Raw genomic sequence first — 14,000 nt, 5'->3', positions numbered from 1 at the left:
CGTACCGTCGCAGGTCGAACTGAGTATCGACTCTGGAGGTTTCGACGTGGGCGGGGCGACCACTGATCCAGTACGGCTTCCACCGAGCACGCGTATACCGAAGCTGGTGCAGGGCATCGCGTTCCTGGCCAACCGCGACAAGGCGGTCGCGGCGGTGGCCAGGCGCTACGGATCGGAGTTCACGCTGAACCTGCCGATCTTCGGGCCCACCGTTGTCATCAGCGATCCCGCACTCGTCAAGGAACTGTTCACGATGAACAGCGACCTGATTGCCCGCGCAGGGACGCTCGGCGAGGTCTTAGGTCCCGGTTCGACGTTCAGCCTGGACGGCACCGCGCATCGCCAGCGTCGCAAATTGCTGGTCCCGGCTTTCCACGGCAAGCGCATGCACGGCTACGAGCACATCATCTCCGAAGAGGTGCAGCGCGAGATTGCCTCCTGGCCCGAGGGGCAGGAGTTCGAAACGCTGCCATCGATGATGCGGATCACGCTCAACGCAATCCTTCGCGCGGTGTTCGGTGCGGACGGCGCGGCCCTTGAGGAACTGCGAGACCTGTTGCCCACGATGGTGTTGAAGGCGTCGCGGCTCGCGGTGATGCCGCCCGCCTTCCGCCGCGACCACGGTCCATTGAGCCCGTGGGGGCGGGTGGAGAAGCTTCGTCGCCGCTACGACGCGATTGTCGCGACGCTCATCGCCGACGCGCGGCGGGATCCGTCGTTCGAGGAGCGCGGCGACGTACTGGCGCTGATGCTGCAGGCGCGGTACGAGGATGGCTCGCCGATCACCGACGACCACGTCGCCGATGAGCTGCTGACCCTGCTCGCCGCGGGTCACGAGACCACGGCCACCACTCTGGCGTGGGCAGTCGAGCGGATCCGCAGGCACCCTCGGCTGTGCAATCGTCTCGCCGATGAGGTCGACGCCGGCGGGTCGGACCTGTTGCAGGCCACCATCTTCGAGGTGCAGCGCACCCGCCCTGTGATCAACGGAACCGCCCGGATGAGCAAACAGCGGATCAGGTTGGGGGAGTGGGTGATTCCGGAGCGGCACGTCATGCTCGTCAGCATCTCGCTGGCGCACGCAGGAGAGCGCAGCTTCGCCGACGCCGAGACGTTCAACCCAGACCGATTCATCGGGAACCCGCCCGACACACACGCCTGGATTCCGTACGGCGGCGGCATCCGCAGGTGTATCGGCGCCGCATTCGCCAACATGGAGATGCTGGTGACGTTGCGGACGCTGTTGCAGGAGTTCGAGTTCGGCACCACCTACGCCGCGGGCGAGCCCCCTCATTCACGGGGTGTCGCGACGGCGCCGGGCCATGGCGGGCGTGCGGTCGTCTACCGCCGCGCGGTCTCGCCACCCGTCGCGTCGGTCGCCGCCGCGGCGGGCAGGGCCACGGCGTGACGGACGCCGAGGCCGTCGTACCCGTCGGCCGCGGTATCGCCCTGTGCCATGACGCGTTCGGCGACCCGAACCACGAGACGGTCGTGCTCATCGCCGGGCTCGGCCAGCAGAAGCACACCTGGCCGGCCGAACTCGCCGCGGGCATCGCGTCCCGCGGCTACCGGGTCATTCGCTTCGACAATCGGGACGTCGGCCGTTCGACGCATATGGACTTCCCGGCACCCAGCACGTTGGCCGTGCTGCGGGGACGCAACCACGAACGCCAGTATCACCTCGGGGACATGGCGCGAGACACCGTTGGTCTGCTGGATGCGCTCGGCCGCCGCGACGCCCACCTCGTCGGCGTCTCGATGGGCGGCATGATCGCCCAGACCGTCGCCGCCCACTACCCGGGTCGGGTCCGCACGCTGACCTCGATCATGTCGACCACCGGCGCGGCGCGCATCGGGCGGCCCGCGGCCACGACGTGGTGGCGCATGGCGACCGCGAAACCCGCCCGTACCCGTGCCGAGGCCGTCGACACGGCGGTGCGGATGTTCGGTCACATCGGTTCGCACGGATACCCGTTCGACGAGGAGTGGGTGCGCGATAAGGCAGGTACCGCCTGGGACCGCGACCCCACCACCGACGGTGTCACCCGCCAGCTCGCCGCCATCTTCGCCTCTGGCGATCGCACCGCCGAACTCCGGCAGATTAATGTCCCAACTCTGGTCATACACGGCGACCGCGACCGTATGGTGAATCCCACCGGCGGTGCGGCCACCGCACGCGCCATACCTGGCGCGCAGCTGAGGACCGTCGTCGGTATGGGCCACGATTTACCGACGGGCGCCTGGGGTCACCTTCGGGACCTGATCACCGACCACATCCGCAGTTCAGTACCCGACATCGCAGAGGAGCGACTATGAGCCAGTCACCGGCACATGTCATCAGTGGCAGAACGGTCGTCATCACCGGTGCGGGATCCGGAATCGGCCGGGCGCTGGCACAGCGGCTCTCGTCGCACGGTTGTCCCGTGGCACTCGCCGATGTCAATGAGCAAGCGCTGAAGGAGACCGAGGCGAGTCTCACCGGGCCGACACTGACCCGGGTGCTCGACGTCCGCGACGCCGCGGCGCAACTCGACTTCGCCAAGGAGGTCGGAGACTGGGCGCCTGCGCCGCTGGGCGCGGTGTTCAACAATGCCGGCGTGTCCGTGTCGTCGAGTGTGCTGGACAGTGTCGTCGAGGACGACCAGTGGTTGTGGGACATCAACTTTCACGGCGTGGTCAACGGCACCAGGGCATTCCTGCCGATCCTGGTCGCCCAGGACTCCGGCGCCATCGTCAACACCTCCAGCGTTTTCGGCCTGGTCGGCATGCCCCACCAGAGTGCCTACTGCGCAGCCAAGTTCGCCGTTCGCGGCTTCACCGACTCGCTGCGTCAGGAACTCCGTGGCACCGGCGTGCGCGCCATCAACGTGCATCCCGGCGGGATCAACACCAATATCGTGGCCAACGCCCGGTTCCGCAAGGATCCGGAGGGCCGCGGACGCACCCACCAGCAGATGGTCACCGAGTTCGCCGCGCTGACACTGACTCAGCCCGATAAGGCCGCCGAGGTGATTCACCGCGGCGTGGAGCGGGGTAAGGCGCGCATCCTGGTCGGACCCGACGCCTTCGTGTTCGACTTCCTGGGCAGGGTCGCGCCCACTCACTACTACGGCATCGTCAGTCGCTTCACATCGGCCGTGAGCAAGTCGGATCGTTCGGGCGCGGGCCAGGACTCACAGTCCTGAGCCTGATCGGCCCCTACTGCGTTTCACCTGCCATCGCCGCTCGCCAGAAGTCGACACTCTCGCGGACGTCGGCCACCACGTCGCTGTCGCGATGCTCGTGCGCATGGATGATCTCGAAGAACAGCGGAACATCGCCGTGCCAGGACTCCGCGATCGCGCCGAGCACGGCCTTCGCGTCGACGGTCCCGGCGATGTTGGCCGCGGCCGTGAACGGTCCGTGGTGATCGGCACCGCGGGGCGACTGCTGGAGCTGGACCACGGGCGTGGTGCGCCAGGTCTCGGTGACCCAGTTGACCGCGTGCCCGCTGGGAGTGCTTTCGTCGAGCGCCGCCGGATGCCCGAGGTCCAGGCATAGCCGCCACGGCACGGCGGTGTCTGCTAGAGCATCTTCGATGGCGTGAGCCTCGCTGATGGAGTGGCCGTATTCGCGTGGTACGGCCAGGTTCTCGAACTGAAGATGGTCCAGCCCGGACGCCTTTGCCGCATCGGCGAGGCGGCGCATCTGCGACATTTCGTCCGCAATGAGCGCCGCGCGCCGGGCCGGGTCGGCGGCCGCGGGCACGGACAGTGCGCCCAGGTGTCCGCCGAGTCCGCGGGCGCCGGCCTCGGCCGTCACCTCGATCATGCGCTCGTACCATCCGTAGGCTGCGGCGCGGTCGCCTGCGTCGTCGGAGAGCAGCAGCCCGGACGAGTAGGCGCCAAGGCCGGTGAACACGCTGTGGATCTCGATGCCGAACTCCTCGGCGGCCTTCTTGGCGCGCCGCGCGTAGCCGAGTGCTGCCGCGGGGTCGAAGCCGACAGGCAACAGGTCGAGGCTCAGCTGAACGACGTCCAGACCGAGGTCTTCTTTGACGATGCGGGCCCAGTCGTACGGTTCAGGCCAACGCTTGACGGCGAAACAGGTGTTGACGCCGAGAATCGGGCGGGCGGGCAGTGCAGCGGTGCTGGTCATTCGATTCGCTTTCCGGATTCGTGGTCGAAGTAGTGCGCGGAGCCAGGGCGGACGGTCAGTGCTACGGGCGCGCCGGGCTCGATGCCGCTGAGCCGGTTGACCTCGGCGACGGCCGTCAGTTCGGTGTCGCCGACGCTGACGGTGACGATCGCGCGGGGACCGAGCAGTTCCACGAGGGTCACGGTTGCGTTCGACCCGGCCTGCGGGGTCAGAAGCAGGTCGTCGGGCCGTACGCCGAGCACCACCGGCCCGCGGACCGGAGGTGTGGCGTCCAACTCGGCACCGGAGTCGGCCCGGAACACCCCGTTCTCGACAGCCCCCGTGATGAGATTCATCTTCGGGCTGCCGACGAAGGTCGCGACGAACGTGTCGACGGGTTTGGAGTACACGTCATACGGTGTGCCGGCTTGAGCGACGCCGCCTGCCCGCATCACCACGATGCGGTCGGACATCGTCATCGCCTCTTCCTGGTCGTGCGTGACGTAGAACGAGGTGATTCCCAGCCTGCGCTGGATGTGCAGCAGTTCGGTGCGTGTCTCGATGCGCAGCTTCGCGTCGAGGTTGCTCAGCGGCTCGTCGAACAGGAAGATCGCCGGTGCACGGACGATCGCGCGCGCGATCGCCACGCGTTGTTGCTGTCCGCCGCTGAGATCCTTGGGCCGCCGGCCCAGCAGCTCGCCGAGCCCCACCGACGTGGCGACCTCGGCCGCCTTGCGATGCGCGTCGGCCTTCTTCATCTTCTTGGCGCGCAACGGGAATGCGACGTTACCCAGCACGTCGAGATGGGGGTACAGCGCGTAATTCTGAAACACCATCGCGATATCGCGATCGCGGGTGTCTACGTGGGTGACGTTGCGATCGCCGATGAAGATGTCGCCCGAGCTGACGCTCTCCAGTCCCGCCAGCATGCGCAGTGACGTCGACTTGCCACAGCCGGACGGGCCGACCAGTACTGTCATCGAGCCGTCGGGCAGGTCAAGGTTCAGGTTTTCGACGACATGGGTTTGGCCATATGTCTTGCTGACGTTGCGAAAAGTGATGGTGGCCATGGATTCTCTCTGTTTGCTCAGGTTCTCAGAACTTGACGGCTCCGCCGCCCAGACCCTGGATGAGCCGGCGCTGCACGAAGAAGGCGGCAATGATCACGGGGACGACGGAGATGATGATCGCGGCGCTCATCGTGCCGAGGTCGACACCGCGAAAGGTGTTGAACGACGATATCGCGACCGGAAGTAACTGGTTCTTGTTGGGCGCCAGGATCAGTCCGTAGAACATGTCGTTCCATGACAGTGTGAACCCGAAGATGGCTGATGCGCCGAGGCCTGGAAGCACCTGCGGCACCATCACTTTCCGGAAGGCGCCGAACCGGGTCAGCCCGTCGACCAGGGCCTGCTCCTCGAGGGAGGCAGGCACCGATTCCCAGAGCCCGATCATGAACCAGGTGACGAACGGCAGCACGAAGCTGATGTGCGCCAGCATCACCGGGATCAGGGTGCCGCTCAAGCGCAGTGAGTACGCCATCGTGAGGAACGGGAACACCAGCACGGCAGGCGGGAGGACCTGGGCCGCAAGCATCCCGAACTTGGTGGCGGAACCACCAGCCCGGTACCGGCTGATCGCGTAGGAGGCCATGCAGCCCACCACGATGCTGACGCTCACGGAGACCAGCGCGACCAGCGCGCTGCGGCTGACCGCGCTGACGATGCCGCTGTTGACCACCTGTGACCAGTTGTCCGTGGTGGGGCTGAACAACATCAAGCCCGGGTCGTTGATCTGTGCCGGGGTCTTGAAGCTGGCCAACGTGATCCAGCCCAGGGGGACGGCGACGACCAGGACGGCAAGGATCAGCAGCGCAACGCGACCTGCGTTGAAGGCACGTTGGGAGCTCATGAGGCCACCTTCTCCATCCGGCGGTAGACGATGATGACGATGGCCAGCACCAGCGCGAGCATCATGCAGGCGATCGCGCTCGCCTCGCCAAGCCGGAAGAACTGAATTCCGGTCTGGTACATGAGGTATTGCAGCGTCTCGGTCTGTGTGCCGGGGCCGCCGCGGGTCGTTGCGTATACGTACTCGAACACCTTGAGCGCGTCGAGGGCACGCAGCATGATCGCGACGGTCAGCACGGGGGACAGCAGCGGAAGCGTCACGCGGAAAAGCGTGTAAATGCTCGACGCACCGTCCACCCTGGCCGCCTCCAGCGGCTGCTTGGGCATCGATTCGAGGCCGGCCAGGATGAGCAGCACCAGGAACGGAGTCCACTGCCACACGTCGATGGCGACGAGTGTGTAGAGCGCGACTCCGGATCCGAAGAAGTCAATGTCGATGCCGAACACCGAAAGGGTGTGCGGCACTGGGCCAAGCTGGCTGTTGAGCAGGAACCGAAACACCAGCGCGACCGCGATCGGGGTGATGAACATGGGGATCAGCAACACCGAACGGGTGAGATCCTTCATCCACCGCTGGCGTTGCAGCGCCAGCGCGATCATCAGCGCGAGCACGAACTCAACCGCGACCGCGATGACGACGTAGATCGAAGTGGTGCCCAGCGAGGACAGGAAGTGGCCGCCCAGCGCTGTCGTGTAGTTGTCGGCGCCCACGAAGTTCGGAGGCTTCTGCGACGTGAGCTTTCGGTCCGTGACGCTCAGGTACAGCGCGTACAGCAGCGGGAAGCCGATGGCGATGACGAACACCGCGGCGAACGGCGCCAGCATGCCGTAACGGAAGGTCTTCATGTACGAGTGTCCCTGTGTAGGTGTGTCCTCCGGGGCCGGCGTGAGGGGGGGAGGGGGTGCGCCGGCCCCGGAGAACCGGGCCGCTACTTGCGACCCGAGATTTCCTCGGCAGCAGTCTGTGCGTCGGCCAGAGCCTGATCAATGCTCTTGGCTCCGATGACTGCTTCGTTGAGCTGGGTTCCGACTTCCTGGATCAGCTGTTCGGCGTTTGCTCCCTGCGCGATTGGCTCGGAGTTGGCGAGGATTTCGTTGAGGGCCGTGAAGTAGCCCTCGCCAAGACCCTTGCTACGCACCTCGGGATCGTTGACCGCGCTCTGGCGGATCGGTGCGCCGCCGGCGATCACGCGCTCCTTCTCGACGTCCTTGGACGTCACCCAGGAGGTGAAGGCCCACGCGGCGTCCGAGTCGCCCGAGTTGGCCGGGATGGCCCACGACCACAGTCCCAGCGAGCTGCGTCCGCCCGGCATCGGGGCCAGTGCGAACTTGCCGCGCAGCGCGCCGTCGTCAGACTTGTTCAGGCTCGACAGCAGCCAGTTGTAGCCCACGATCGAGGCGGAGCCACCGGTGGACAGTGAGCGAATCGTCTCGTCCTGGGCCCAGTTTGCGCTGTTGGGCGGCGAGTTCTTCTTCAGTGTCTCGATGTAGACCTCGAGTGCGCGATGCGCCTCGGGCGTGTTGATGGTCGGCTTGCCGTCCTTGTCGAACATGTGCCCGCCGGCCGCCAGTAGCCAGTTCGACCACTCCTCGAGGATCTTGTAGCCCCGCTGCGGGCTGTGCGCGATCCCGGCATGTTCAGGCGTCGTGAGCTTGTCGACTGTGGTGACGAGTTCGTCCAGTGTGGTCGGAACCGGCAGGCCGGTCTGCTGCAGGAGGTCATCTCGGTAGATGTACCCCATGCCGTAGTTGTACATCGGCACGCCGTAGGCGACCCCGTCTACCTCGGTGATGTCGCGCATCGACTGGTAGAAGTCGTCGTAGTCATAGTCCGTTGTCGTGTTGATGCGGTCCTGAAGCGGTTGCAGGAAGCCGGCATCGACGAAGTCGTCCATCCACGGGTTGTCGACCATGATCAAGTCGTAGGTCGGCTGCGGCGACTGGAACGACGCCACCAGCTTGTCGCGCATCGAGTCGTAGGCGAGCTTCTCGATGTCGAGATTGATGTTGGGATAGGCCTTCTTGAAACCGTCGAGCAGGCCCTCGACGACCTCGGTGTCGTGCTCGTCCTCCATGAGGATCCGCACGGTGCCCTTGGTGTCGGACGGGATGTCTCCGGCGCCGGTGCCGCTGTTGCTCTCGCTGGGGCTCGAGCAGCCTGCGAGTGTCAACACCACCGTCCCCAACAGGGCTGAGGCAACGGCGCCCCACCTCTTGATCGACATAGCAGATTCCAATCTGTTCGTTGTTGTGTGACGGACCTGACGGCGTCAGTCCATGTATGCGCCGCCGTTGACGGCGAGAGCCTCCCCGGTGATGAACCCGGCGTCGTCGGAGACCAGGAACGCCACGGCCTTGGCGATGTCCTCGGGCAGTTCGAGGCGCCCGAGCGGTGTGGCGGCGATCCACATCTGCTTGACCTCCTCGGGCGTGCACCCGCGCAGCGAGGCCTCCCACTCGAGTTCGCGTTCCTGCATGGGCGTCGCGACGAAGCCGGGACAGATGCTGTTGACGGTGATGCCGTGGGCGGCGAGCTCATGGGCCATGGCCTGGGTCAGGCCGACGACCCCGAACTTCGATGCGACGTAGTCGGCGAGGTAGGGCACGTTGCCCGCCTTACCGGCCATCGACGCGGTGTTGACGATCGCGCCCTTCTTTCCGGTGCGCACCATGGCCCGCGCGGCGGCCTGTCCACAGACGAACACGCCCTTGAGGTTGACCTCGAATGTACGGTCGACGCGGTCCAGCGGCATGTCGAGAAATGACTGCATGAACGAGATTCCGGCGTTGCTGACCCAGGCATCGAGCCCGAGCCGATCGGCGACGTCCTCGGCGACCCGCGCGGCGTCCTCGGGACTCGTGACATCGAGCTTGGCGTGTTCGTGTTCCTGGCCGCTGCTGCGGTCGAGGCTTGCGCAACTGTCCCGGGCCGCGTCGGGGTCGACATCGGTGACCACCACACGCCAGTCGCGCTTGGCCAACTCGGTCACCATTGCCTTGCCGATGCCTGACCCGGCTCCGGTGACTACTACGGTTTTAGTCATTGCCTTCCTCTACTTGGTTGGTGGTTTGCGCGTACACGGCCGGCGATGGTCAACAGAGCACGACCTCGACGCCCTGCTGACGTGCGGCCTCCAGCACGGGATGGTCGGAGGGCCCGTCGGTGACGATGGTGTGAGCCGCTGCGAGGGGTGCGATGTTCACCAACTGAACGCGGCCGAGCTTGAGGGAGTCGACGACGAGGATCACCCGGTCCGCCGACTCCATCGCGGTGCGCTTCACGTTGCTTTCCTCGCCGTGATAGTCGGTCAGCCCGCGCTTGGCGTCCACGCCAGCCACGCCCATCACATAGGTGTCGCAGTTGTAGCGCCGGTAGGTCGCCTCGGCGTCTGCGCCGATGAGGCTCAACTCTCCCGGGCGGAGACGACCGCCGGTCAGGTAGATCGTGGTGTTCGGCTCGTCGACGAGCTCGAGTGCGGCCAGCATGCTCGGCGTGATGACCGTTAGGCCGAGGTCGCGTCCCCGGATGACTCGAGCGACGGCTAGCGCCGTACTGCCGCTGTCGAGGATGACGGTCTCGTGGCGCCCCAGCAGGGTCACCGCGGCTTTGGCGATATGGGCCTTCTCGTGTGCGGCCTGTTCGACGCGGGCCTCGAAGGCCGGTTCCTCAGATTTACCGTTGAACGAGATCGCGCCGCCGATGACCCGGCGGACCACGCCTTGGGACTCGAGCACCTCGATGTCGCGACGGATCGTCATCTCCGACACGTCGAGCATTGTGGCCAGGGTTGCGTAGTCGACTTCACCCTCGGAGATCAGGCGCTGTTGGATGCGCGCTCGCCGCTCCTCGACGTTCACGACTCCGGACCTGATTCAGCCATCGAGGTGTGATCCGTTAACACAAAGAGGCCCCTTAACTGTCCGATAGTGTGCCAAGCCACCGCATCTGTTGTTAATGTCTAACACACACCCGCCGACCGATGGAAGAAGTTATGGCAACGAATTTGGAATCCTTGGACATCGCCGAGCTGTTGGATGTCGCGTTGGCGGCGGCCCGCGCGGGTGCGGCGGTGCTCCAAGATGGGGCGCGGGGCGCGCTGCGGGTGGACGTCAAGGGCGAACAGGGCAACCTGGTCACCGACGTGGATGTGGCCGCAGAACGTGCCGTGCGTGACGTGCTTCTGGCACGACGACCTGCAGATCAGGTGACCGGTGAGGAGCTTCCCGAGTTCGACGGTGGTGGGGCGCTCGTGCGCTGGTCGATCGATCCGTTGGACGGCACCACCAACTTCACCCGGCGGATTCCCTACTACGCCACGTCGGTGGGTGCCGTCGGCGCGGACGGCACCTGGCTCGTCGGCGCGGTGGTGGCTCCCGCGCTGGACAAGACCTATTTCGGCTCCGTTGGTGGTGGTTCTTGGCTCGCCGATCAGGACGGCGTCCGCAGGCTGACCGGCCCAACGGGCGAGACGGGGGCGAGGCTGCTCGGGATGGGTTACTCATACTCGGAGGAGATCCGGGCGTCGCAATTCGCGATGACAGCGGACTTGATGGCTGGTTACACCGATTCGCGGGCGCTGGGGTCGGCCGCGCTTGCGGTGTGCGCGGTGGCCGAAGGTGCACTTGACGGCTATGTCGAGACCGATCTGGCGGAGTACGACTGGGCCGCCGGGGCCGTCATCGCCGAGCAGGCTGGACTCCGGGTTACTCGGCCGACAGCAAACTCATCGGCACTCCGCATCGAGACCTGACCCGGCATAGAAATGTGAATACTCGACAAATCGACTGTGATTAAATAACATTCAAGTCGATCGACGCGGTGGTCCTCGCCATGAGGCCACCAGGAGCAAGCGGAGGGCAGTGCATTGCCGCGCACGTACTACATCGGGGTGGATGTCGGCTCGACCGGCACCAAGACCGTCATCTTGGAGCGCACCGACGGGATCGTGGCTCAGGCCAATTTCGAATCGCCGATGTTCTCCGAGGGCCCGGCGTATGCCGAGGCGGACGCCGCGGTGTGGATTCGGAACACCGTGAGCGGTATCAAGCAGGTTCTCGCCGACTCCGGCGTCGACCCTGCCGCGGTGGCTGCCATCGCCACCACGGGAATGGTTCCGGCGGTGGTGTGCCTGGACTCTGAGCTAGCGCCGGTGCGACGCCCGATTCTTCAGAACGACGCCCGCGCGACCGACGAAATTACGGAACTGTCAGCGGTTCTCGACGGTTCGGACATGCTCGCGCGAACAGGCTCGGCCCTCACTCAGCAGTCGGTGGCTCCGACCCTGATGTGGCTCAGTCGGCACGAGCCCGAAGCCTTCTCTCGGACAAAGCATGTCGTTGGCTCCTATGACTACCTGCTGATTGCGCTTGGCGCGCCGGTACACGTTGAGCAGAACTGGGCGCTGGAATCTGGCCTGTTCACCATCGACGGTGCGCCCTATGACGCGGGAATCGACGCCGCGAAACTGAACCGCGACCTACTCAGCAATCCGGTGCGACCGGGTACCAAGGTCGGAACCATCTCCGGAAAGCTCGCAGCCGAAACCGGTTTGGACCCTCGAACGGCGCTGGTGGTCGGCGGTGCGGACCACGTGCTGTCGGCGTATGCCGCGGGCGTGGACAGTCCGGGCGACTGGCTGATCAAGCTTGGTGGCGCAGGCGACATCCTGACGGCCTGCGACACCCCGGTGGTCGATGAACGGCTCTACCTCGACGCGCATCCGCGGCCCGGTGTGTGGCTGCCCAACGGGTGCATGGCCACCAGCGGCAGCCTGATCCGCTGGTTCCAAACACTTATCGGCGGCACGGCGCTCGCCGAGCTCGATGAGGAGGCCGCCGGTCGCCGCCCCGCGTCACTGCTGTGTCTGCCCTACTTCCTCGGTGAGAAGTCACCGATTCACGACCCGGAACTTCGCGGCGCGTTCGTCGGTCTCGAACTCCAACACACTCGGGCCGATATGTACCGGGCCGTGCTGGAAGCCATAGCCTTCGGATTCCGGCACAACGTCGAGGCGATGACCGGCGCAGGCATCACCCTGAATGCGCAGGCCAGCGTCACCAACGGCGGCAGCAAGTCGACACTGTGGAAACAGATTCACGCCGACGTGCTCAACACCGAGTTGCTGCCCGTGCGTGACCATCCCGGAGCGTCGCTCGGTGCGGCGATCCTGGCCGGCGTCGGGGCGGGGGACCTGACCGTCGACGACTCCTCGCGCTTCCTGAGCATCGACCCCACCTTCACCCCGGATCCGCACCGGGTTGGCGTCTACGACGAGGCGTATCGGTTGTGGCGGCAGACGGGTGACGCTCTGGCTCCGGTGTCGCATGCGCTGGCTCAACGCCGGCCGGTCGCCTGAATTGCAATCCGATCCCGCTGGAAGAGAGGGAAATGCGCATACGAGACGAGTACCGGGTGGCCGTCGTGGACGGTGCCTGGCGGATGGTGGACCTCGGTCTCACCACAGGCCTGGATTCAGGCGACATCTCGGTCTTCGACCGTGAGAACGGGCTGATCTACGCGTTGCCGTCGCCCTCGGCCCGGCTTCCGATCAGGACGTGGAAGGACGTGCGGTACGAGGACATCGCGATCGTGGATGAGCACGGCAACCTGCAGCCCGAGTCGATGACGGATCCGACTGTAGAACTGCCGATGCACCTGTCGATCTATCGCGCGCGTCCCGAAGTGAACGCCATTGTGCACACCCACGCAGAGGATTCGCAGGTGTTCGCTGCGACAGAGCGCGATATCCCCACGGCCACAATCGATTCCTACACGCGGGCCGGCTTCGGTCCGATCCGCTGCGGCAAGTTCGGCATCGTGGCGTCGGACGAGCTCGGCGCCAATATGGTGGCGGCGCTTGGGGCGCAGAGCAAGGCCGCGCTGATGTCGCGGCATGGTGCTGTTGCTCTCGGTGTCGACATCGCGGATGCCCTGTTCACCGCGACCGTCATCGAGAAGGCCGCACGCCAGGCGATGAAGGTGATCGCACTTGGCCACGAACCCGAGCAACTCACCCTTTACCACATTTTCGATCGTGAGACGGCCGGTGACATTGAGGCAGGTCGCGTGCATCTCGACACGCAGACCGTCACCGTCCAGCAACTCGCCTAATCAAGGAGGAACACCAAAATGCAGTGGTTGAACGAGATGTTCGGCGTCAGTAAGCCCATCATCGCGATGCTCCACCTGGGGGCGCTGCCCGGCGACCCCGCGTACGACACCGCGAGTGGGATGCGCAAGATCGTCGACGACGCCCGTCGCGATCTGGATGCGCTGCAGTCGGGTGGTGTTGACGCAGTCCTGATCTCCAACGAGTTCAGCCTGCCGTACCTCACCAAGACCGAGCCCATCACCGCGATCGCGATGGCGCGGGTGATCGGTGAGATACATGACGACATCCGAGTTCCGTACGGCGCCAACGTCCTCTGGGACGGGATTGCGTCCATCGACCTCGCCTCGGCGACCGGGGCCTCGTTCGTCCGCGAGATCTTCACGGGCGTGTACGCGAGCGATTTCGGTATGTGGGACACCAACGTGGGTGCGGCGGCACGCCACCGCCGGCGCGTGGACGCAACCGGAGTTCGCTTGCTGTTCAACGTGGTTCCCGAGGCGACGGCCTATGTCGCCGACCGCGACCTGGCCTCGATCACCCGGTCGACGGTGTTCAATGCCCGGCCCGACGCGCTGGTGGTCTCCGGGCTGACGGCGGGTGCCCCGACTGACAGCTCGGCGCTGTCGACGGTCAAGGCCAACGCCGGCGACGTCCCGGTGTTCGTGAACACCGGTATGCGCGTCGACACCGCGGAGCAACAGCTCGCGATCGCCGACGGCGCCGTCGTGGGAACAGCTTTCAAGAAGGATGGCGTCTTCGAGAACAGCGCCGACCAGAAGCGGGTCGCCGACCTCATGGCCGTGGTCAAGGATTACCGGAGCAGTCTCGCCGCGCAACCGGCCGCTGTAACGGGCTAGGTGTA

The 14,000-nt window shown here is 65.6% G+C and carries 14 protein-coding genes; 7 read left to right on the top strand and 7 right to left on the bottom strand.

The window, feature by feature from the left end:
- The first annotated feature begins 46 nt into the window (after positions 1–46).
- The 3 genes from ABIA65_RS16415 to ABIA65_RS16405 are packed head-to-tail and all read left to right on the top strand — an operon-like array spanning position 47 to position 3,185.
- A complete protein-coding gene (locus ABIA65_RS16415) occupies positions 47–1,408 on the top strand; it encodes a cytochrome P450 (protein WP_354524192.1) in 1,362 nt (453 codons plus the stop codon).
- Positions 1,405–2,316 (top strand): alpha/beta fold hydrolase, encoded by a 912-nt coding sequence (locus tag ABIA65_RS16410; protein WP_241399327.1) that lies wholly within the window; start codon positions 1,405–1,407, stop codon positions 2,314–2,316. Before ABIA65_RS16415 ends, ABIA65_RS16410 begins: the two co-directional genes overlap by 4 nt.
- Complete coding sequence (locus tag ABIA65_RS16405; RefSeq protein WP_241399326.1) at positions 2,313–3,185, top strand: SDR family NAD(P)-dependent oxidoreductase; 873 nt, start codon at positions 2,313–2,315, stop codon at positions 3,183–3,185. Before ABIA65_RS16410 ends, ABIA65_RS16405 begins: the two co-directional genes overlap by 4 nt.
- Positions 3,186–3,198: 13 nt before the next feature.
- Here the strand turns inward: ABIA65_RS16405 and ABIA65_RS16400 are convergent, their stop codons facing one another.
- From ABIA65_RS16400 to ABIA65_RS16370, 7 genes are all read right to left on the bottom strand, one after another.
- Positions 3,199–4,137 (bottom strand): TIM barrel protein, encoded by a 939-nt coding sequence (locus tag ABIA65_RS16400; protein WP_241399325.1) that lies wholly within the window; start codon positions 4,135–4,137, stop codon positions 3,199–3,201.
- Positions 4,134–5,186, bottom strand: a complete 1,053-nt coding sequence (locus ABIA65_RS16395; RefSeq protein WP_241399324.1) for an ABC transporter ATP-binding protein — start codon at positions 5,184–5,186, stop codon at positions 4,134–4,136. Before ABIA65_RS16395 ends, ABIA65_RS16400 begins: the two co-directional genes overlap by 4 nt.
- A gap of 25 nt (positions 5,187–5,211) precedes the next feature.
- On the bottom strand, positions 5,212–6,027 hold the full coding sequence (locus tag ABIA65_RS16390; RefSeq protein WP_241399323.1) for a carbohydrate ABC transporter permease: 816 nt from the start codon (positions 6,025–6,027) through the stop codon (positions 5,212–5,214).
- Positions 6,024–6,872, bottom strand: a complete 849-nt coding sequence (locus ABIA65_RS16385) for a carbohydrate ABC transporter permease (RefSeq protein WP_241399322.1) — start codon at positions 6,870–6,872, stop codon at positions 6,024–6,026. The genes ABIA65_RS16390 and ABIA65_RS16385 overlap by 4 nt, the downstream gene beginning before the upstream one ends.
- Positions 6,873–6,955: 83 nt before the next feature.
- The gene (locus ABIA65_RS16380; protein WP_241399321.1) at positions 6,956–8,251 is read right to left on the bottom strand and encodes an ABC transporter substrate-binding protein; all 1,296 of its coding nucleotides are present in this window, start codon (positions 8,249–8,251) and stop codon (positions 6,956–6,958) included.
- Positions 8,252–8,296: 45 nt separating this feature from the next.
- Positions 8,297–9,070, bottom strand: coding sequence for an SDR family NAD(P)-dependent oxidoreductase (locus ABIA65_RS16375; protein ID WP_241399320.1), 774 nt, complete (start codon positions 9,068–9,070; stop codon positions 8,297–8,299).
- Between the two features lie 49 nt (positions 9,071–9,119).
- Positions 9,120–9,884 (bottom strand): DeoR/GlpR family DNA-binding transcription regulator, encoded by a 765-nt coding sequence (locus ABIA65_RS16370; protein WP_241399319.1) that lies wholly within the window; start codon positions 9,882–9,884, stop codon positions 9,120–9,122.
- A gap of 134 nt (positions 9,885–10,018) precedes the next feature.
- Between ABIA65_RS16370 and ABIA65_RS16365 the strand changes: the two genes are divergently transcribed.
- From ABIA65_RS16365 to ABIA65_RS16350, 4 genes are all read left to right on the top strand, one after another.
- Complete coding sequence (locus ABIA65_RS16365; protein ID WP_354524191.1) at positions 10,019–10,777, top strand: inositol monophosphatase family protein; 759 nt, start codon at positions 10,019–10,021, stop codon at positions 10,775–10,777.
- 114 nt (positions 10,778–10,891) lie between these two features.
- Positions 10,892–12,382 carry an FGGY-family carbohydrate kinase gene (locus ABIA65_RS16360; protein ID WP_241399317.1) on the top strand — a complete coding sequence of 497 codons (1,491 nt, stop codon included), beginning with the start codon at positions 10,892–10,894 and terminating at the stop codon, positions 12,380–12,382.
- Between the two features lie 32 nt (positions 12,383–12,414).
- Complete coding sequence (locus ABIA65_RS16355) at positions 12,415–13,137, top strand: class II aldolase/adducin family protein (protein WP_354524190.1); 723 nt, start codon at positions 12,415–12,417, stop codon at positions 13,135–13,137.
- An 18-nt stretch (positions 13,138–13,155) separates the two neighbouring features.
- The gene (locus ABIA65_RS16350) at positions 13,156–13,995 is read left to right on the top strand and encodes a BtpA/SgcQ family protein (RefSeq protein WP_354524189.1); all 840 of its coding nucleotides are present in this window, start codon (positions 13,156–13,158) and stop codon (positions 13,993–13,995) included.
- Positions 13,996–14,000 lie beyond the last annotated feature (5 nt).

Origin of the sequence: Mycolicibacterium sp. 624, from assembly GCF_040548615.1 — a bacterium.
In the GTDB taxonomy this organism is placed as follows: Bacteria; Actinomycetota; Actinomycetes; order Mycobacteriales; family Mycobacteriaceae; genus Mycobacterium.
Note: the sequence above shows the minus strand (reverse complement) of the source record. Positions and strands in the feature narration are given on the sequence as shown.